The 18,803-nt window shown below is 69.9% G+C and carries 17 protein-coding genes; 8 read left to right on the top strand and 9 right to left on the bottom strand.

Annotated features, from left to right (window positions below; translation table 11 throughout):
- Positions 1–630 carry a DUF47 domain-containing protein gene (locus tag LQ771_RS01945; protein ID WP_231350730.1) on the bottom strand — a complete coding sequence of 210 codons (630 nt, stop codon included), beginning with the start codon at positions 628–630 and terminating at the stop codon, positions 1–3.
- Between the two features lie 166 nt (positions 631–796).
- Between LQ771_RS01945 and LQ771_RS01940 the strand changes: the two genes are divergently transcribed.
- From LQ771_RS01940 to LQ771_RS01925, 4 genes are all read left to right on the top strand, one after another.
- Complete coding sequence (locus LQ771_RS01940) at positions 797–2,119, top strand: hemolysin family protein (RefSeq protein WP_231350729.1); 1,323 nt, start codon at positions 797–799, stop codon at positions 2,117–2,119.
- A 50-nt stretch (positions 2,120–2,169) separates the two neighbouring features.
- On the top strand, positions 2,170–3,024 hold the full coding sequence (gene otsB, locus LQ771_RS01935; RefSeq protein ID WP_231350728.1) for a trehalose-phosphatase: 855 nt from the start codon (positions 2,170–2,172) through the stop codon (positions 3,022–3,024).
- A 69-nt stretch (positions 3,025–3,093) separates the two neighbouring features.
- Positions 3,094–4,479 (top strand): alpha,alpha-trehalose-phosphate synthase (UDP-forming), encoded by a 1,386-nt coding sequence (gene otsA, locus LQ771_RS01930; protein WP_231350727.1) that lies wholly within the window; start codon positions 3,094–3,096, stop codon positions 4,477–4,479.
- 154 nt (positions 4,480–4,633) lie between these two features.
- Positions 4,634–6,589, top strand: a complete 1,956-nt coding sequence (locus LQ771_RS01925) for a CocE/NonD family hydrolase (protein WP_231350726.1) — start codon at positions 4,634–4,636, stop codon at positions 6,587–6,589.
- Positions 6,590–6,647: 58 nt separating this feature from the next.
- Here LQ771_RS01925 and LQ771_RS01920 read toward each other — a convergent pair whose 3' ends face one another.
- Both LQ771_RS01920 and LQ771_RS01915 read right to left on the bottom strand, forming a co-directional pair.
- Complete coding sequence (locus tag LQ771_RS01920) at positions 6,648–7,253, bottom strand: HAD family hydrolase (protein WP_255674236.1); 606 nt, start codon at positions 7,251–7,253, stop codon at positions 6,648–6,650.
- Positions 7,254–7,323: 70 nt separating this feature from the next.
- Positions 7,324–7,833 carry a RidA family protein gene (locus tag LQ771_RS01915; protein ID WP_231350725.1) on the bottom strand — a complete coding sequence of 170 codons (510 nt, stop codon included), beginning with the start codon at positions 7,831–7,833 and terminating at the stop codon, positions 7,324–7,326.
- Positions 7,834–7,962: 129 nt separating this feature from the next.
- Between LQ771_RS01915 and LQ771_RS01910 the strand changes: the two genes are divergently transcribed.
- Positions 7,963–8,436, top strand: a complete 474-nt coding sequence (locus LQ771_RS01910) for a GNAT family N-acetyltransferase (protein WP_231350724.1) — start codon at positions 7,963–7,965, stop codon at positions 8,434–8,436.
- A gap of 72 nt (positions 8,437–8,508) precedes the next feature.
- A complete protein-coding gene (locus LQ771_RS01905) occupies positions 8,509–8,760 on the top strand; it encodes a hypothetical protein (RefSeq protein WP_231350723.1) in 252 nt (83 codons plus the stop codon).
- On the opposite strand, the gene LQ771_RS01900 is transcribed toward LQ771_RS01905, so the two are convergent.
- The 5 genes from LQ771_RS01900 to LQ771_RS01880 all read right to left on the bottom strand — a co-directional run bounded on the left by LQ771_RS01900 (position 8,757) and on the right by LQ771_RS01880 (position 15,395).
- A complete protein-coding gene (locus LQ771_RS01900) occupies positions 8,757–9,104 on the bottom strand; it encodes a GFA family protein (RefSeq protein WP_231350722.1) in 348 nt (115 codons plus the stop codon). The two genes, LQ771_RS01905 and LQ771_RS01900, sit on opposite strands and share 4 nt — an antisense overlap.
- A 78-nt stretch (positions 9,105–9,182) precedes the next feature.
- Positions 9,183–12,257 carry an efflux RND transporter permease subunit gene (locus LQ771_RS01895; RefSeq protein WP_231350721.1) on the bottom strand — a complete coding sequence of 1,025 codons (3,075 nt, stop codon included), beginning with the start codon at positions 12,255–12,257 and terminating at the stop codon, positions 9,183–9,185.
- 4 nt (positions 12,258–12,261) lie between these two features.
- Positions 12,262–13,173 carry an efflux RND transporter periplasmic adaptor subunit gene (locus LQ771_RS01890; RefSeq protein ID WP_231350720.1) on the bottom strand — a complete coding sequence of 304 codons (912 nt, stop codon included), beginning with the start codon at positions 13,171–13,173 and terminating at the stop codon, positions 12,262–12,264.
- Positions 13,170–14,543: a TolC family protein gene (locus LQ771_RS01885; RefSeq protein WP_231350719.1), complete on the bottom strand. Its 1,374-nt coding sequence runs from the start codon at positions 14,541–14,543 to the stop codon at positions 13,170–13,172. Before LQ771_RS01885 ends, LQ771_RS01890 begins: the two co-directional genes overlap by 4 nt.
- Before the next feature lie 108 nt (positions 14,544–14,651).
- Positions 14,652–15,395: a SapC family protein gene (locus LQ771_RS01880; protein ID WP_231350718.1), complete on the bottom strand. Its 744-nt coding sequence runs from the start codon at positions 15,393–15,395 to the stop codon at positions 14,652–14,654.
- A gap of 254 nt (positions 15,396–15,649) precedes the next feature.
- On the opposite strand from LQ771_RS01880, the gene LQ771_RS01875 reads away from it, so the two are divergent.
- Positions 15,650–16,246, top strand: coding sequence for an HNH endonuclease (locus tag LQ771_RS01875; RefSeq protein WP_231350717.1), 597 nt, complete (start codon positions 15,650–15,652; stop codon positions 16,244–16,246).
- A 3-nt stretch (positions 16,247–16,249) separates the two neighbouring features.
- Here the strand turns inward: LQ771_RS01875 and LQ771_RS01870 are convergent, their stop codons facing one another.
- Positions 16,250–16,771: a low affinity iron permease family protein gene (locus LQ771_RS01870; protein WP_231350716.1), complete on the bottom strand. Its 522-nt coding sequence runs from the start codon at positions 16,769–16,771 to the stop codon at positions 16,250–16,252.
- 127 nt (positions 16,772–16,898) lie between these two features.
- On the opposite strand from LQ771_RS01870, the gene dxs reads away from it, so the two are divergent.
- The gene (dxs, locus tag LQ771_RS01865; RefSeq protein WP_231350715.1) at positions 16,899–18,788 is read left to right on the top strand and encodes a 1-deoxy-D-xylulose-5-phosphate synthase; all 1,890 of its coding nucleotides are present in this window, start codon (positions 16,899–16,901) and stop codon (positions 18,786–18,788) included.
- The last annotated feature ends 15 nt before the right edge of the window (positions 18,789–18,803 follow it).

Genomic DNA, 18,803 nt, shown 5'->3' with positions numbered 1-18,803 from the left:
TCAGGAGTGCTTGAGCACGATCGAGTAGACGATGTTGCCGACGTCGCGGCACTTGTCGATCGCCTTCTCGATCAGCTCGAACAGATCCTTGGCGAGCATCGCCTTCATCGCGTCGTTGCCTTCGATGTAGAGCGAGCGGTAGGGCGCCAGCAGCATGCGGTCGCCCTCGGACTCCAGCGCCTGCAAGCGATCCTGGAGCTTCCTTACCGGGTCGATGCGCAGCCCCCGGCGCAACTCGGCGATCATTTCGCTGACCACCGCGGTGGATTCCTCCAGCACGCAGGCACGCTGGGCGAAATCCACGTCGGCCACCCGCTCTCCCACGATCGCGTAGCGCTCGGCGAACTTTTCCACCGTCTTGGGAATCTTGTACAGCGCAGAATTGAGCGCCTCGATGTCCTCGCGGTCCAGCGCGGTGACGAAGGTGTTCACCAGTTCCTCGCTGATCTGGGCGGCCAGCGCCTTCTCGCGGGCACGGACACCGGCGAAATCGGCCATCACCGGCGCGCGGTCCCGGTTGGCAAGCATCTGGTGCAGTGCCGTGGCGCTGCCCTGCGCGGCCTCCGCGCTCTGCTCCAGCAGTCCGTAGAACTTGTCGCCCTTACCGAAAATCGTCTGCAGTGAAAACATGCGCGTGCCTGGAAGCCGGAGTGATGGGTAAAACAGCCGATATGTTACAGGAGCCACCGCGGCAACGGCAGGGCGGGGACCTTCACCGGCCGTGCACGCGCCGCTGCGGGCCCGCCTGGCATCCCGTACACTGCGCACCCATGCGACCTCGAAGTTACCCGCCGCGATGCTGACCGATATCGCGCTCGTCATCCTTCTGTCGGTGTTCAACGGCTTCTTCGCGTTGTCGGAAATGGCGCTGGTCACCTCGCGCAAGAGCCGCCTCAAGCAGATGGCCCAGGGCAGCCGGCGCGCCCGGGTGGCGCTGCGCCATGCCGATGCGCCGGAACACTTCCTCTCGACCGTGCAGGTGGGCATCACGCTGGTGATGCTGGTGACCGGCGCGGTGGCCGGCGACCGGCTCGGCGACCGCTTCGCCGTGCTGCTGCAGGGGGGCCGGATCAGCTGGCTCGCGCCCTACGCCCACGGCCTGGGCATCGTGATCGGCTTCGTGGTGATCTCCTACATCCAGATCGTGATCGGCGAGCTGCTGCCCAAGCGGCTGGCATTGTCGGCACCGGAACGGCTGTCCGGCTTCGTGGCCATGCCGATGCTGTTCCTGGCCCGGCTCACCGGCCCGTTCGTGTGGCTGCTCAACCGCTCCAGCGGGCTGCTGCTCAAGCTGTTGCGGGTCAACGACCAGGGCAGCGGCCGGGTCACCGAAGAGGAAATCCGCCTGCTGGTCGCCGAAAGCGCCGAACAGGGCGTGCTGGACCCGGACGAGCACAACATGGTCAACCGGGTGCTGCGCCTTGGCGACCGCACGGTCGACAGCGTGATGACCCCGCGCATGCGCATCGCCTGGCTGGACCAGTCCGCGCCGCGCGAGGAAAACATCGCGGTGATGCGTGAAACGCCGTATTCGCGCTATCCGGTCTACCAGGGCGACGAGAGCGACGTCGTCGGCGTGCTGGAGGTAAAGAGCCTGATCAGCGGCATGACCGGCGACACGCCGGAGCTGTTCCGCCAGCTGGCCAAGCCGCTGTACGTCCCGGCCACCGCGCGCGCGATGGACCTGCTGGAAGAATTCCGCGATGCCGAGACGCCGGTGGCGCTGGTGGTGGACGAGTACGGCGACATCGAGGGACTGGTCACGCTCAACGACCTGCTCGCGGCCGTGGTCGGGGCCAGCCAGCTCGGCCACGGCGGCAGCGAGGAGCACCCGCCGATCGTGGCGCGCGAGGACGGCAGCTGGCTCATCGACGGCTCGCTCTCCACCGAGGACTTGCGCGAGCTGCTGCATCTCGAGCGCCTGCCCGGCGAGGAGGAACATGAGTTCCGCACCGCCGCCGGCATGGTGATGACCGCGCTGGGGCACATCCCGCAGGTGGGCGAGGTTTTCGCCTGGCGCGGGATCCGTTTCGAGGTGGTCGACCTCGACGGCGCGCGCATCGACAAGCTGCTGGTGACGCCCGCCCCGCGCATCGAGGCGCCCGACGACGAGCAGTAGCCCGGGGCGCGGATTCGGCCCTTCACGGGCGTTTTGATAACCTTGGGCCGATGTCTTCATCCAAGCCCGCCAGCGTGAGTGCTCCGTTGCCGGCGCCGCCACTGCCCGATGCGCATCAGCGCTGGGCCCTGTTCCTCGACGTGGACGGCTGCCTGCTGGAATTCGCCGACGACCCGGCCGCGGTACGCGTGTCGCCGACGTTGCGCGCCGTGCTGCAAGCCCTTCACACGCGGCTCGACGGTGCGCTGGCGCTGGTGAGCGGCCGCGGCGTCAGCGACCTCGACCGCCTGTTCGGCACGCCGGGCTGGGCGATGGCCGGCCTGCACGGCTACCAGTTGCAGCACGGCAACGGCCGCCACCGCGAGATCGTCGTCGACCCGGACGACCAGGCGCGCATGCGTGCGGCAGTGCAGGCCCTGGCGGCGCGCATGGATGGGGTACAACTGGAAGACAAGCACCACGCCATGGCATTGCACTGCCGGCGTGCCCCTGAACACCTCTCCGCGCTGCACGCGGCGGCCCGGGCGATCGCGGCCGACCTGCCTGGCTACGAACTGCAACCGGGCAACCTGGTGATGGAGTTCAAGCCCGCCGGCATGGACAAGGGCCGCGCGGTGGAGGAACTGATGCAGCAGCCGCCGTTCGCCGGCCGCAACCCGGTCTATCTGGGCGACGACCTTACCGACGAGCACGCTTTCGAGGCGGTCAACGGGGCCGGCGGCGCCAGTGTGCGGGTAGGTTGGCGCGAGCCCACCCGGGCGCGATTCACGCTGCCTAGCCCGGTCGCCGTCCAGGCTTGGCTGGAGCGGGTGCGGGACGCACTCGACCATGCGCAGGACTTTGCACAGGGAGTTTCGATTGATGCCAACCAAGGCGGAGGACCGTCACCCGAGCGCCAGCCGTGAGCTGGACCCGACCGGCGCGGACCCGACCACCGCGCCACGCACGGGCCGCGCGAGCCGCGGCGGCATGCGATGACGCGCACCGGCAAGAAGCCCGGGCGACTGGTGGTGGTCTCCAACCGCGTCGCCATGCCCAGGCAGACGGCCACCGGCGGCCTCGCCTCGGCCATGCGTGCGGCGCTGCAGGAACGCGGCGGACTGTGGTTCGGCTGGAGCGGAAAGCTCGCCGCGCGCAGCGCGGAGGAACTGCACCGGCTCGGTGATGGCGCGATCGAGTACGTCACCATCGATCTCTCGCGCGCCGACCACGACGACTTCTACGCCGGCTTCGCCAACCGGACGCTGTGGCCGCTGTTCCACTACCGGCCCGACCTGGTCGATTACCAGCGCAGCCATCTGGAAGGCTACCTGCGGGTCAACGCGATCTTCGCCGACGAGCTGGCAACCCTGCTCGAACCGGACGACATCATCTGGGTGCACGACTACCACCTGATCCCGCTCGCCGCGATGTTGCGCGAGCGCGGCGTGCGCAACCGCATCGGCTTCTTCCTGCATACCCCACTGCCGGCCGCCGCGCTGCTGATCGCGCTGCCCAAGCATCGCGAGCTGCTCGAGACGCTGGCCAGTTACGACCTGGTGGGCCTGCACACCGCGCGCGACCTGCGTGCGCTGGAGGACTACTTCCTGCACGAGGTCGGCGGCGCGATGCGCCCCGGCGGCCGCCTGCGCGCGGCCAACGGCCGGCTGTTCCGCGCCGGCATATTCCCGATCAGCATCGACACCGCGGAGGTGGCCGAGACGGCGCGCAAGGCGATGACCGAGGATGCCGTGCGCGAGTTCAAGCAGAGCCTGGACGGCCGCGACCTGATCATCGGCGTCGACCGGCTCGATTACTCCAAGGGTCTGGCGCAACGCTTCGAGGCGTTCGCCCACGTGCTGGAGCGCTCGCCCGCGCTGCACAGCCACGTTACCCTGCTGCAGATCGCGCCGCCCTCGCGTGGAGCGGTGCCCGAGTACCGGCTGATCCGCCGCGAGCTCGAGCGCATGTCCGGGCACATCAACGGCAAGTACGCCACGCCGGAGTGGGTGCCGATCCGCTACGTCAACCAGTCCTTCCCGCACAGCCTCCTCGCCGGCTACTACCGCGTGGCGCGGGTGGGCCTGGTCACACCGTTGCGCGATGGCATGAACCTGGTGGCCAAGGAGTACGTGGCCAGCCAGGACCCGAAGAACCCCGGGGTACTGGTGCTCTCGCGCTTCGCCGGGGCGGCGCAGGAGCTGACCGAGGCATTGCTGGTCAATCCGGCCGACACGGTCGAGGTGGCCGATGCGCTGGAGCGGGCGCTGGCCATGCCGCAGCGCGAGCGCATCGCGCGGTGGCGCTCGATGATGGACGTGCTGCAGCGGCATGACCTGACCGCCTGGCGCATTGCGTTCCTGCATGCATTGACGAGTTGATCCAGCGGCAATCGCCGTCCCCGTCCACGGCATTCCGCCCCGCGGAAGGAGAGGGTTCGGGCGGAGTGATGTGCGGCCAGGCGCGTGCGCCGTATGGTGCGCACCCGGCGGCAATCGCACTACGCTAGGCCGGTTGATCCAGGGGAGCCCACCAATGAAGCCACGCCTCGCCGTTCGTTCGACCCTGCTGGCCCTGCTGCTGGCCGCCAGCCATGCCCTGCCCGCGGCCGATGCGCCGCAGGCCAAGTATCCCGACTACCCCAGCGAGACCCCCGCGCACTTCACCCCGGTTACCGCCAGCTTCGACTACGAGCGGCGCGAGGTGATGATCCCGATGCGCGACGGCGTGAAGCTGCACACGGTGATCCTGGTGCCCAAGGGCGCGAAGCACGCCGGCATCCTGCTCACCCGCACGCCCTACGACGCGGATGCGCTGACCAGCCACACCATGAGCGGCCACCTGGCGCCGATGCTCCAGGGCTACGACAACGCCACCGACGTGATCGTCGAGGACGGTTACATCCGCGTAGTGCAGGACGTGCGCGGCAAGTACGGCTCGGAGGGCGACTATGTGATGAACCGCCCGCTGCGCGGCCCGCTCAACCCCACCCCGGTCGACGACGCCACCGACACGTACGACACCATCGACTGGCTGGTGAAGAACATCCCCGAGTCCAACGGCAAGGTCGGCACGCTGGGTATTTCCTACGACGGCTTCGAGCCGCTGATGGCGCTGGTCGATCCGCACCCGGCGCTGAAGGTGTCGGTACCGATGAATCCGATGGTCGACGGCTGGATGGGCGACGACTGGTTCCACAACGGCGCCTTCCGGCAGCAGAACATGAGCTACATCTACGAGCAGGAGGCCAGCCGCGACAACTCGATCCGCTGGTGGTCGAACTACCACGACACCTACGACATGTTCATGCACTACGGCTCGGCCGGCGCGCTGGGCGAGGCCTACGGCATGCAGCAGCTGGGCTTCTGGAACAAGATCGTGGCGCACCCGGCCTACGATGACTTCTGGTCGGGGCAGGCGGTCGACAAGCTGCTGGCGAAACTGCCGCTGAAGGTACCGGTGATGCTGGTGCACAGCCTGTGGGACCAGGAGGACATCTATGGCGCGCCGGCGGTGTACCGCGCGATCAAGCCCAAGGACACCCGGGGCGACATGGTAAGGCTGGTGATGGGCCCGTGGCACCACGGCCAGGAGATCGACGAAGGGAGTTCGCTGGGCGCGATCCGCTTCGGCAGCGACACCGCCAAGTATTTCCGCGAGCACATCCTGCGGCCGTTCCTGGCGCAATACCTCAAGGATGGCGCGCCCAAGGCCGACCTCGCCCCGGTCACCGCCTTCCAGACCGGCACCAACCGCTGGCAGCGGCTGGACCGCTGGCCGCTTGTCTGTGCGCAGGGCTGCCCGACCGCAAGCCGCGCGCTGTACCTTGAACCGGACAACAGGGTCGGCTTCGAGGCGCCCGTCCAGGGCGCTGCCTATGACGAATACGTCTCCGACCCGGCGCATCCGGTGCCCTACCGCGCCCGCCCGAGCCAGCCGATGGGCTACGACAACGGCCTGACCTGGTCGCAGTGGCTGGTCGACGACCAGCGCGAGGCCTCCGGCCGCACCGATGTGCTGACCTACGTGTCCGAGCCGCTGACCGCCCCGCTCGCCATCGCCGGCGCGCCCGAAGTGCACCTGGTCGCCTCGACCAGCGGCACCGACAGCGACTGGGTGGTCAAGCTGATCGACGTCTATCCCGACCAGGTCGCCGAGCAGCCGGAGATGGGCGGCTACCAGCTGGCCGTGGCGATGGATATCTTCCGCGGCCGCTACCGCACCGGCTTCGACAAGCCGGCGCCGCTGGCCGCCAACCACCCGCTGGACTACCGCTTCAGCCTGCCCACTGCCAACCACGTGTTCCTGCCCGGCCATCGGCTGATGGTGCAGGTGCAGTCGAGCTGGTTCCCGCTGTACGACCGGAACCCGCAGACGTACGTGCCGAACATCTTCAACGCCAAGCCGGCCGATTACGTCAAGGCGACCCAGCGGGTGTACCACGCGCCGGGCAAGGCGAGCTTCATCGCCCTGCCGGTCGTGAACCGCTGAGACCACGCCATCCCCCGCACGCGGGGAAAGATCCGGGTGGGGGTTGTACGACGGTCGGTCAGGCCCCCACCCGCTGTTCCCGGCCGCGATAGAAGCGGTGATGCGCGAGATCCAGCAGCGCGAGGTCCTCGTGCGTGTCGCCATAGGCGTAGATGCGCCGGTATCGCGCCAGGTCGTACCGGGCGCGGACCCGACGCGCCTTTTCCTCACCCACGCACTGCGCGCCCAGGTAACGTCCGGTAAGGCGGCCATCGTGATGTTCCAGCGTGGAGCACACCAGGGCGAGGCCATGGGCGCGGCACCACGGTGCGAGGTACGCGTCGAGGCCACCGGAAACCACCGCCACGGTATCGCCCTGCTGCTGATGCCAGCGGATGCGCGCCATCACCTTCGGGCGCAGCAGCGGCGGCAGCGCCTCGTCGGCGAACGCCGCGCCGCAAGCCTGCACGTGCGCGAGCGCCACGCCGGCGAAGCCCACCCGCACCACGGCGGCGCGCACCGATGCCCCCGAAACCACGCCGCATCTGTAGCCGGCGACCCAGGGCGCCAGCAGCAATCTTCCCCAGGCCTGTCGGCGCGCTGGCGCGGCGCGGTACATGAAGGCCGCCATGGTTTCGCGGGTGGTGATCGTCCCGTCGAAGTCGAACAGCGCAAGGTTCGCCACGCATCCGCTCCTTCTTTCGCGTCGGCCGATTCCAGCGGTAGCGCCCGATGCGCCCCGCGGACGATGCGGATCAGCGGTGCGGCGTTCGTCCCGGGGGCAGTACCGCCTCGGCCGCCACTTCGATCATCAGTCCAGGCCGGAACAGTGCATCGACCTTCACCAGCGTGCTGGTGGCCGGTGCGTCGGCAGGCAGGTAATGCGCCCGCACGTCGCGCAACACATCCAGGTGATCCAGGTCGGTGACGTACATGTCGGTACGCACCACGTCCCTGAAGTCCAGGCCCGCACTGTTCAGCGCGATGCGCAGGTTCTCGAACACCTGCACGCACCGGGCGCGGAAATCGCCTTCGCCGACGAGCTTGCCGCCACGGTCCATCGCGACCTGGCCGGAGATCGACACCATCCGCCCCGGCGGCGCGACGATGACGTGCGAATAGCCGTGTGCGGGCGGCAGCGCGGAGGGGTTGATCGCCTGCGGGGCCTCCCGGGCATGCGCGGCAGTGGCGAGGGCAAGTCCTGCGCAGACCACGAGGGTACGCGGCGTGCGCGGTGCGCGGGGAGCGGATGGACGTGCGTTCATCGGGATTCCTTCGCGTGGAGGAGCCATCCAACCGTAGCAAAGCCCGACCGGGCTCGTGGGCAGGGGCTTCCCCACCGCGCCCGCTCGGTGGTAGAACCGCTCCCATCGTTGCCAATGAAACGAGCCCGCATGGACGACACGAGCTTTCTGATCCGCCTGGCCGAGGACGACGACGATTTCATCCTGGGGCTGGTTCCGCGATTCGTGGACTTTCCCCTGCCGCCCTGGCGCAAGCGGCACGAATGCATCGAAGGCATCCGCAAAGACCTGTTGCGGCACCTGGAGGATGGCACCGCCAACGACTTCCTGTTCGTCGCCGAGGACGACGACGGCACCGTCGCCGGCTTCATCGAGCTGCAGAAGACGCAGGACTTCTTCACCGGCCGCACCAACTGCCACATCAACAACGTGGCGGTGGCGCCGGCGTACGAAGGGCGTGGCGTGGGCAAGGCGCTGATGGAACATGCCGAGTCATGGGCGCGCGAGCACCGCTGCGCATTGGTCACGCTGGCAGTGTTTCCGGGCAACGAGCGGGCCCGCGCGATCTACGAGGCCGCCGGTTACGACGTCGACCTGCTGCGGATGGTCAAGCCGGTCCGCTGACGACGGCAAGAAGCGGATGGCCGGCGCGAAGGGGACGACCGGAGGATGGTGGCTCCCTCCCGGAGCCATCCCATGCCACGACCGATCCTGCTGCTTGCCCTGGCCTGCGCGCTTGCCTGCGGCACGGCACGCGCCGACTGCGAGCTGCTTTACGCGCCACCTGAAATCCGCGCCCGGCTGCTGGCGTTCCATCACGCAACCGAACTCCGGCGGGCGCGTGAGCAGGCACGCCACGACGCCGGCCGTCCCCGCAAGCCGCCGCAACCCGTCCCGGCAACGCAGGATCGCGAGGCGCCCGCCAGGGCACCGGCCACGCCGCGCTAGAAGCTGCGACCGTCCACCGGCACGCGCTTGACGGTGGCCAGGTCGAGGTCTTCCAGGCAGCGCACGTTGATCGCGGCCATCGGCTGGCCGTCCGGCGCGGTGCCCAACGCCAGCGGCGCGCAGCCGCAGCGCGGGCAGAAGCGGTGCTGGATGGCGTGCTTGTTGAAGGTGTAGGTCGCCATGTCCGCTTCCTGCGTGGCCAGTTCCAGCCGCTCGCGCGGTACGAACCAGAGCAGGTAACCCTTGCGGCTGCAATGCGAGCAGTTGCAGTCGATCGCCTGCTCCAGCTCGCCCTCGACGTCGAACGCGACGCGACCGCAATGACAGCTGCCGTGGTAACGCATGGTCGATCCCGTGTCCGTGGCCCAAGCCCCATTGGAGCACGCCACGTCCATCCCCGCAGGGGTGGGCTGAAGCCCGCCCTACGGGGTAACGGGCCTGAGGTAGCGGCCAGCGAGGGCCGGCATCACCAGCAGGTTGAGCACGGTGGAGCTGAGCAGCCCGCCAAGGATCACGATCGCCATCGGTCCTTCCACCTCGCGTCCAGGCTCGCCGCTGCCGAGCGCCAGCGGCAGCAGGCCCAGTGCAGTGACCAGCGCGGTCATCAGGATCGGCGTCAGCCGCTCGCGTGCGCCGCGCAGGACGGTGTAGCGGTTCCAGTGCGCGCCCTCGGCGGTGACCAGATGCTCGTAATGGGCGATCAGCAGAATGGTGTTGCGCGCGGCAATGCCGAACAGGGTTACGAAGCCGACCAGCGCGCCGATCGACAGTACGCCGCCGGCCAGCGCCGCGGCGATCACGCCGCCGACCAGCGCGAAAGGCACGTTGGCGAGGATCAGCGCCACGCTGCGCCGGTCGGGGAAAGACAGCAGCAGCAGCACGATGATGGCCGCCCCGGCCAGTGCACTGTGCAGCAGCAGCGCATGCTGCGCGGCAACCGCGCCCCTGGCGGCGCCGCCGAACTCGACGTAGTAACCGGCCGGCAGTTTCAGTCGGCGGTGCAGCGCCGCGCGCGCCATCGCCTGGAAACCGACCACGTCCGGACCGGATGGCGTCACCCCCAGCACCAGTCGGCGCCGACCGCCCTCGTGCTGCACGCTGGCGCGGCCCCTGACCAGGTCGACCGCGGCCACCTCGGACAGCGGCACACTCTGCCCGTCGGCCGCCGGCAGCAGCAGCGCGCCGACCGCCTCCGGATCGCGCACGGCCGCGTTGTCCAGCGTGAGCCGGATCGCCACCGGCTGCACGCCCCGGTACACCTCGCCCACGATCACCCCCTGGTGAGCGGCGGCGATCGCGTCGAGTACCTCGGTCATGCGCAGCCCGCGCGCGGACAAGCGGTCCGGATCGGGCGCGATGCGGATGGTCGGCACGCCGGGGGACGCGGCCAGCCGCACGCTGCCGGCGCCAGGCAGCGCCTGCACGATGGCCTGCGCCTGGGCAGCCAGCGCATCGAGCCGGTCGAGGTCGGAGCCGTAGAGACTCAACGTGACGGGCGCCGTTTCTCCGGAGAGCGACTCGCTGATGCGATCGCCGAGGAAGGTCACCACCTCCGAGCCCAGGCCGGGATAGCCGTCCAACAGCCGGCGCAACGCCTCCTCGATACGCACCTGCGCGTCCGCCGCCAGGCCGGGCTTGAGTTCCACGTGCAGCTCGCCCCGGTTCGGCGGCCAGGTGTCCTGCACCGCCTCGGCCCGGCCCATCTGCAACGACACGCTGGCCACGCCGGGGATCGCGAGCGCGCCGCGGCTGATCCGCTCGCCGATGCGGTCCATCTCCGCCAGCGTTGCGCCCGACGGGCCGGTGATCTGCAGCACGAAGTGACCCTCGCGGAACTCGGGCAGCAGCTGTGCGCCGAAGAACGGCAGTGCCGCCACCGCGAGCGCACCGACCACCAGCGCGGCCACCAGCAAGGCGCGGCCGTGCGGCAACGCACGCTCGAGCAGGCGGTACTGGGCGAGCTTCATGCGCTTGAGCCAGCGCGGTTCGCGATGGCGCCGGCCCGGCCGGAGCAACCAGAGGCACAGCGCCGGCGTCACCGTCAGCGCCACCAGCAGGGAGGCGAAGGTGGCCAGCAGGAAAGCGCCAGCCAGCGGCGCGAAGAAGCTGCCCTGCAACCCCGGCAGCAGCAGGATCGGCACGAACACCAGCCCGACCACCACGGTGGCCAGCACCACCGGCCGGCGCACTTCCAGCGACGCGGCCAGGATCGTGTCCAGGCGTGGCGCCGCGCCACCCGCCGTGCGCAGGCGCCGGTCGATGTTCTCCACGTCGATGATCGCGTCGTCCACCACCACGCCCAGCGCCACCGCCAGGCCGCCCAGCGTCATCGTGTTGATGGTCCAGCCGAACCAGCGCAGCGCGAGCACGGCCAGCGCGAGCGACAAGGGAATGCTGACGAAGGAGATCAGCGCGGTCCGCCAGTCCTTCAGGAACAGCACCAGCACCAGCAGCACCAGCGCGGCGCCGAAGGCGAGCGCGTCGCGCATGTTGGCTAGTGCCACCTCCACGAAGGTAGCCGGACGGTGCAGCGCGGGGACCAGCGTCACCCCCTGGGCCGCGAGCATGGGCTTGAGATCGTCCAGCGCCTTTTCCACCGCCCGGGTGACTTCCAGCGTATTGCTGCCGTACTGGCTGGTCATCGCGACCAGGATGCCGGGGCGCCCGTCGATGCGCGCATCGCCGAACGCCGGCGCGGCGTCCACGTCGACGCTGGCCACGTCCGCCAGCGTTACGTTGCGTCCGGCATGGCGGGTCAGCACGGTGCGGCCCAGCTGCGCCGGGTCGCTCAGGCCGCCGTCCGCCTCCAGCACCACCCGCTGGCTGGGCGTGTCCATGTAGCCGGCGCCACGCACGCCGCTGGCCGCGGCAGCCGCCATGCGCACGTCCTCCAGCGTGAGGCCGTAGGCGGCCAGGCGACCCGGATGCACGCGTACCTCCCATTCGCGCACACCGCCGCCGAACACGATCGCGTCGGCGACGCCGGGCACGGCCAGCAGGCGCGGCTTGACGGTCCAGTCGGCGAGATCGCGCAGGGCCAGCGGATCCAGGCGGTCGCTGATCAGGCCGATCTTGAGCAGGTCCATGGTCGAGGAGGTCATCGGGCTCAACGAGGGCGCATCCACGCCGGCCGGCAGGTTGGCCGCCGCCTCGCTCACCCGCTCGGCCAGCAGCTGGCGATCGCGGAACGGATCGCTGCCCTCCCTGAACACCACGTCGATCACCGCCAGGCCCTGGATCGACTGCGAACGCACCGTTTCCACGGCCGTGGTGCCGTTGACCGCATTCTCGATCGGCTGGGCAACGCGTTGCTCGACCTGCAATGCGGTCAGACCGGGCGCCTCCACCTGCACGGTGGCCTGCGCCGGCACGAAGTCGGGGAACACGTCGTAGCGCGCGTCGAACAGCCGCTGCACGCCCAGTGCCAGCACCAGCACGGCCAGCAGCACCACCCAGCCGGCGGCGCGCAACGCGCTGCGGACGATCGCGACGAGCACGGCGTCAGTCGTCCGAGACGCCGGCGGTGCTGCCGGGCACCGGCGCGGCATCGATCGCGACCAGTGCCTCGGCGCCCTGCACCACCACGCGCTCGCCCGGCTTGAAGGGCGCACCGACCAGCCAGCCGGTCGGGGTCATCGCACCCGGGTGCACCACGCGGCGCTCGAATTCGGTGGCGCCCGTGGCGACATAGGCCCAGTCCAGCCCGTTCCAGCGCACGATCGCGGCGCGCGGCAGCAATACGCCGCGCACCGGCGTGCCCTCGCCATCCAACTGCGCGGTCAGCACCATGCCGGGCACCAGCGGACCGGCTTCGGCCTGCAACAGCCAGCCGGCGGCCAGGCCAGAGGTACTGCGCGGCAGGCGCCCGAGCACCCGCGCGGTCACGCCGGCGCCACCAGGCATCCGCAGGGTGGCGGCGCGCACCTTCAAGGTCGCGGCGGGGCGGCCCAGCGGCTCGGCCCTGAGCAGCACCTGATCACCGCGCACCAGCGCATCGAGCAGCTGGTCGCGGCGCGCGGGCGCCATGTCCGCCAGATCGTCGCCCCAGGCGCTGCGCAGCGCCACGCGGGCCTCGCGCAGTCGCGCCCGGTCGGTCGCCGCCTGCGCCTGCGCCGCCTCCAGCGCCTTGCGCGACGCGTTGCCCTCCGCGGCGAGCAAGGCCTTCGTGCGTGCCAGCTCCGCGTGCGAGGCGTGCGCCGCCGCCTGAGCCGCCTCGAGTTCGTCGATGGCCTTGGCCAGCGGCACCGGGTCGAGCACATCGGCCACCGCGCGCGTGGTCGGCGGCATCGAGCCTTGGGCCAGGGTCGCCAGGCGCAGGCCGAGCCTGGCCTGGGATGCAGCGTCCAGTTCGGTGGCGGTGGCGCTCCCGCTCAGCAGGGCGAACAGCAGGGCCAGCGGTGCGAGACGTTTCATGGGCGGCCTCCGTCGGCGAGCCGGAGCGTGGCCTCGGCCGGGTCCAGCGGGGTGCGCAGGGCATCCTCGAGCGCGGCCTCGGCCTGCCAGGCGGCATCGAGCGCGGCGAGCGTCGCCTGTCCTGCGGCGAGTGCGGCCAGGCGCGACTCCAGCAAGGTGCCGCGATCGGTTCCGCCGAGCGCGAACGCATGGTCGGTCTGGTCGCGCGCCCGCACGGCCGCCTGCTCTCCTGCGCGCGCGGCGTCCAGCGCCGGCAACGCCGCGGCCAGCCGGGCGCGCGCCGCGTCGATGGCGCTGGCGATATCGGCCTGCACCGCGCGCACGTGCGCCGCGGCCGCCTCGCGCCGCGCCCGGGCCTCGGCGATCGGCCCCTGGTTCTGGTCGAACAGCGGCAGGCTGAGGCTGGCGTTGAAGGTCAGTTTGCGGATGCCATGGTCGTAGGTGTAGCCCGGCCCGAGCGAGAGCTGCGGGTACTGCGCGTGGACCTGCTGGTGCAGCTCGGTCTCGCGCCGGGCGTAGTCGACCAGCGCGCGCTCCAGGTCGCTGCGCGCCAGCAGGGCGTGGTCGGCCAGTGTGTCCAGCCGGGCGGAGGGCGGTGCGGCAGGCCGGTCGAAATCGTCCCAGCGCAACGCCAGGCCCTGGAGCGCAGCCACGGACACGCCGATCGCACGCGCCAGTTGCGCCTGCGCGCTGGTGGCGCGCTGGCCGGCCGCGGCCTGGTCGCTGCGCGCCCGTGCCAGCGTCTGCACGGCTTGCAGGACGACCTGCGGCGCGTCTTCGCCCAGCGCCACGCGCTGGCGGGCGGCCTGCTCCAGCGCCGTCGCGGCAGCGGCGGTCCGTGCGGCCAGGTTCTGCTGGCGGCGGGCGATCAGCAGCTGTTCCAGTGCATCGCGCACGGCACTGCGCACGTCCCACAGCCTGCCGGCGTAGTCCAGGCGCGCGCCGCGCACGCCCTGGTCCGCCAGTTGTACGCGCAGGCGCCGGCGCAGGCCGCCGTCGAGCAGGAAATCGGTGCTCAGGCCCCACAGCCACGGTGCGCCGTCGGCCTGTGCCCGGGTGTAGCGCTCCAGCGCCAGGCCCAACGTCGGATTGGCGCGCGCCTTCGCCGTCCGCACCGCCGCGCTGGCCTCGGCCAGGTGTGCGCGCGCCTCGGCCACGTCCGGATTGAGCGCGAGCGCGGCGAGCACCAGTTCGACCCGGCCATAGTCTCCGGGCGGCCATTGGCCGTGATCGCGCGGCGGCAGCCACGGCCGCAACCGGGCCGCCAGCGCCGGATCGTCCAGCCTGCTGGCCTGCCACTGCGCACGCGTCGCGGCCGGGTCGACCGGCGCGGGACGGTAGGTGGCGCAGCCGCCCAGTAGGGCTGCCATCGCGGCAGCCATGCAAAAAAAAGGATGGCGCATGGGCGCCATCCTTGCAGAACCTGCTTAGTGCTCTCTAAGGCCGCCCGACGGGGCGGCCACGAGGCTTGCGCGGCGTCAGGCCTTCGCCCGCTCGCGCTGGTCCAGGCGTTGTGCCAGGCGGTCGATGTTCGGCAGCGACAGCAGGTGCGCGTAGATCCAGCCCATCGCGCCCTCCTTGAGGAACTCGTGGGCGGTCTTCTCGTCGAGCTGGCGCAGCTTTTCCTCGTTGACCACGAACAGGCCGTTGAGGTTGATCGCGTTGCCGTCCTTCTCCAGGCGGATGTTGCGCGGCTCCAGCAGGTCGTGCTTGCGCAGCAGGTCCATGAACGCGTGAGTCCGCGCCACGTGCTGCTGGAACTCGCCGAGGAAGCCGACGGCGTTGGCGAGCATCTCGCTGTCGCTGCCGTCTTCCTTGAACAGGCGCTCGCCTTCCTCGTTGCCGAAGCCCTCGTAGGATTCGTCCAGGAACACGGTGAAGTCGTCGCCGTCGGCGCCCTCCGGCTTCTCGGCCAGGATGAACGGGTAGCGGCGCACGAAAGCCGGGACGTAGATGCCCTGCGCCCAGTGGCCGTTTTCGTCCACCAGCAGGTTTTCGCTCTGGCGCAGGCCGAGCAGCGCCATCGGGCCGGCGTCCTCGATGCTCTGGCCAGCGAACAGGATCGGCACGTCGCGCGCGGCCATCGGGAACTCCGCGGCCGTCAGCGGCACCGAGTGCGCCGCGGCAGCGAACTTCACGCCGGGAATGCTCTTAAGGCGCAGATCCTTGTGCTGGGTGCGGTTGAGCGGCACCGGGCGCTCGTAGAAAAGTACTTCAGCCACGTCTTTTACCTCTGCCCCGCCGTGCCGGGGTCGCCACCGATGGCTCCCCCTCCCAAACCCGGCGCCGGGTCACGAACCGGTGACTATATCAGCGGCCGCGCGCCCGGGCGAATGGGGGCGGGCCGCAGCGATCTGCCAAGCGCGTCAAATGCTTACCGCGCGCGGCGCGGCGAAGTTGGGCTATGCTGGGTCGACGAGCGCATCACTGCACCCGCCCTCTGCCCGAACCTCATGAACTGGCCGAAGGAAACCGCATGCTGATGGATTTGCCGCGTCGCGACCTGAACGCGACCCGCGTGCTTTCGCTGGACGCCGCCGGCCGGATCCTAGACTGGATCAGCTGGCAGGACGCCGTCTGCCTCTACGTGCGCGAGGCGGTGGCCTGGACCCTGGGCGATCCCTGCCTCACCGTCCACGGCGGCCACAACCGCGCCCGCGGGGAACGCAGCAAGCTTGACCTGCACCCGATCATCGCCAGCACCGGGCATTGCCGCGACCACGCGATCGACCCGGCGCCGGCGCTGACCAACACCGCGCTGTTCGCCCGCGACCGTCACCTGTGCCTCTATTGCGGCAACCAGTACTCCCGCGGCGAGCTCACCCGCGACCACGTCGAACCGGTCTCGCGCGGCGGCAAGGACGAATGGGAGAACGTGGTCAGCGCGTGCCTCGCCTGCAACCTCAGGAAGGCCAACCGCACCCCGCAGCAGGCCCACATGCCGCTGCTGGCCGTACCTTACCGGCCCAGCTGGGTGGAGCACCTGATCCTGTCCAACCGCAACATCCTGGCCGACCAGATGGAATTCCTGGTCAACCACCTGCCGCGCGACCGGCGGCGGGCGATGAGCTGAGCGCTACCCCTTGCCGTCCTTGGCGGCCGCGTCCGTGTCGGCGTGGTCGGCGCTGGCCTTGGCCAGTTCGCGATCGATCTCCTTGACCTCCTCGCAAGCCTCCTCCGATTCGTCCTCGCGGCGCGTACGGCGATTGGCGTGATGGCTCTGGCGGGCTTCCTCTTCCTTGTTGTGGGCGAGCTTGCGGTAGTTCTCGCGGATGCGCTCCAGCGCATCCTCGTCCAACTCGTCCACCCCGAGGATGCTGTTGCGCGAGCGGCTGGTGCGGATCAGTTCGTCGAGCTTGATCTGCAGCGCCGCACTGTCGCGGTTCTGGCTGTTCTGGATCAGGAAAACCATCAGGAACGTGACGATGGTGGTGCCGGTATTGATCACCAGCTGCCACGTGTCGCCGAAGCCGAACAGCGGACCCGTCGCGGCCCAGACGACTACGACGAGAGCAGCAAGCAGGAATGCGACGGGCTTGCCCGAATAGCGGGCGGTGGCCTCGGCGAAGTTGCGGAAGGCCTGCGATAGCTTGGACATGGATGGCGCCTCTGGCCGTGGTCGCATCCAGCTTGCGAGCGGTTTTGTGTGCCCGGTGTGCACGACGCCCGCTTCCGTTCACGTCGCCGCCCTTGCCCCGTCCTGCCGCTGGGCCAACAATACGCGGATGATCGACCCAGCCCGCTATCCCCACCTGGCCCGCATCGAGACGCCGGACGACCTGCGTCGCGTACCCGATGCCGAGCTGCCGGCCGTCGCCGACGAGCTGCGCCAATACCTGATCGAATCGGTCGCCAGCTCCGGAGGCCACTTCGGCGCGGGTCTGGGCGTGGTCGAGCTCACCGTGGCGCTTCACCACGTCTTCGACACGCCGCGCGACCGCCTGGTATGGGACGTGGGCCACCAGTGCTACCCGCACAAGATCCTCACCGGCCGGCGCGACCGGATCACCACCATCAAGAAGAAGGATGGTCTGGCGCCCTTCCCGCGCCGCGAGGAAAGCGAGTACGACACCTTCGGCGTGGGCCACTCGTCCACCTCGATCTCGGCCGCGCTGGGCATGGCGATCGCCGCGCAGCGCAAGGGCGACGACCGCAAGGTGGTGGCGGTGATCGGCGACGGCGCGATGACGGCGGGGATGGCGTTCGAAGCGCTCAACCACGGTGGCGACGTGGAGCCGAACATGCTCGTCGTGCTCAACGACAACGGCATGTCGATCAGCGAGAACGTCGGCGCGATGACCAAGATGCTGGCCCGCGCGATGGCCAGCCGGCGGCTCAATGCCGTGCGCGAGAAGGCGAAGAAGGCGATTCCGCGGCAGTCGCTGTTCGGCCGCTTCTTCAGGAACTGGGAGGAGCACGCCAAGGGCATGTTCCTGCCTTCGACGATGTTCGAAGAGCTGGGTTTCCACTACACCGGGCCGATCGACGGGCACGACATTCCCGCATTGCTGCGCGCGTTGCGCACCGTCCGTAACCTGCCCGGCCCGCAGTTGCTGCACGTGATCACCACCAAGGGCAAGGGCTATGCCCCGGCCGAGCAGGCGCAGATCGAATACCACGCGGTCGGGCCGTTCGACCCGGTCGCTGGCGTGGTGAAGAAGACCGCGCCGGCCAAGCCGACCTACACCGACATCTTCGGCGACTGGCTGTGCGACATGGCCGCCGCCGACGAGCGGCTGCTGGGCATCACGCCGGCGATGCGCGAGGGCTCGGGCCTGGTGCGCTTCTCCAGGGAATATCCCAGGCGCTACTTCGACGTGGCCATCGCCGAGCAGCACGCGGTGACGCTGGCCGCCGGCATGGCCTGCGAAGGCGCCAAGCCGGTGGTGGCGATCTACTCGACCTTCCTGCAGCGCGCCTACGACCAGGCGATCCACGACGTGGCGCTGCAGAACCTGGACGTGACCTTCGCGATCGACCGCGCCGGCGTGGTCGGCCCCGATGGCGCCACGCATGCGGGCAGCTTCGATCTCTCGTTTCTGCGCTGCCTGCCGAACATGCTGATCATGGCGCCCTCGGACGAGAACGAGTGCCGGATGATGCTTACCACCGGCTTCGGGTACGCCGGCCCGGCGGCCATCCGCTACCCGCGTGGCACCGGGCCCGGCGCCGCCGTGCGCGAGGAACTCGTCACGCTGCCGATCGGCAAGGCCGAGTTGCGCCGGCGCGGCCACGGCCTGGCGATCCTCTCCTTCGGTGCGATGCTCGCGCCGGCCGCGGTGGTCGCGGCCGAGCTGGATGCAAGCCTGGTCAACATGCGCTTCGTCAAGCCACTGGACGAGGGGATGATCCTGGAGCTGGCCAGGACGCATGATGCCTTCGTCACGCTGGAGGACAACGCCATCGCCGGTGGCGCGGGCTCGGGCGTGGCCGAGTGCCTGGCCGCGCACGGCATCGTCAAGCCGATCCTGCATCTGGGCCTTCCGGACGCCTATCTGGAACACGGCAGCCGCGAGGAAGTGCTTTCCATGGCGGGACTGGACTTGCCGGGCATCCGCAACGCAATCCGCGCGCGGTTCCCGCAGCTGGCGAGCGTGGCTGCCAGCGCGGGTTGAAGGTCGCGACGTTCC

This window comes from Frateuria soli, assembly GCF_021117385.1.
Taxonomy (GTDB): domain Bacteria; phylum Pseudomonadota; class Gammaproteobacteria; order Xanthomonadales; family Rhodanobacteraceae; genus Frateuria_A; species Frateuria_A soli.
The sequence above is the reverse complement of the archived record's forward strand: the minus strand, read 5'-3'. Positions and strand labels throughout refer to the sequence as shown.

Excerpts from the sequence above, each read along its gene's own strand:
- otsB (WP_231350728.1), top strand. The coding sequence starts at position 2,170 with ATGTCTTCATCCAAGCCCGCCAGCGTGAGTGCTCCGTTGCCGGCGCCG.
- LQ771_RS01905 (WP_231350723.1), top strand. The coding sequence starts at position 8,509 with ATGCCACGACCGATCCTGCTGCTTGCCCTGGCCTGCGCGCTTGCCTGC.
- dxs (WP_231350715.1), top strand. The coding sequence starts at position 16,899 with ATGATCGACCCAGCCCGCTATCCCCACCTGGCCCGCATCGAGACGCCG.
- LQ771_RS01890 (WP_231350720.1), bottom strand. The coding sequence starts at position 13,173 with ATGAAACGTCTCGCACCGCTGGCCCTGCTGTTCGCCCTGCTGAGCGGG.
- LQ771_RS01870 (WP_231350716.1), bottom strand. The coding sequence starts at position 16,771 with ATGTCCAAGCTATCGCAGGCCTTCCGCAACTTCGCCGAGGCCACCGCC.
- LQ771_RS01875 (WP_231350717.1), top strand. The coding sequence starts at position 15,650 with ATGCTGATGGATTTGCCGCGTCGCGACCTGAACGCGACCCGCGTGCTT.
- LQ771_RS01915 (WP_231350725.1), bottom strand. The coding sequence starts at position 7,833 with ATGAACGCACGTCCATCCGCTCCCCGCGCACCGCGCACGCCGCGTACC.
- LQ771_RS01910 (WP_231350724.1), top strand. The coding sequence starts at position 7,963 with ATGGACGACACGAGCTTTCTGATCCGCCTGGCCGAGGACGACGACGAT.
- LQ771_RS01940 (WP_231350729.1), top strand. The coding sequence starts at position 797 with ATGCTGACCGATATCGCGCTCGTCATCCTTCTGTCGGTGTTCAACGGC.
- LQ771_RS01885 (WP_231350719.1), bottom strand. The coding sequence starts at position 14,543 with ATGGCAGCCCTACTGGGCGGCTGCGCCACCTACCGTCCCGCGCCGGTC.
- LQ771_RS01945 (WP_231350730.1), bottom strand. The coding sequence starts at position 630 with ATGTTTTCACTGCAGACGATTTTCGGTAAGGGCGACAAGTTCTACGGA.
- LQ771_RS01925 (WP_231350726.1), top strand. The coding sequence starts at position 4,634 with ATGAAGCCACGCCTCGCCGTTCGTTCGACCCTGCTGGCCCTGCTGCTG.
- otsA (WP_231350727.1), top strand. The coding sequence starts at position 3,094 with ATGACGCGCACCGGCAAGAAGCCCGGGCGACTGGTGGTGGTCTCCAAC.
- LQ771_RS01900 (WP_231350722.1), bottom strand. The coding sequence starts at position 9,104 with ATGCGTTACCACGGCAGCTGTCATTGCGGTCGCGTCGCGTTCGACGTC.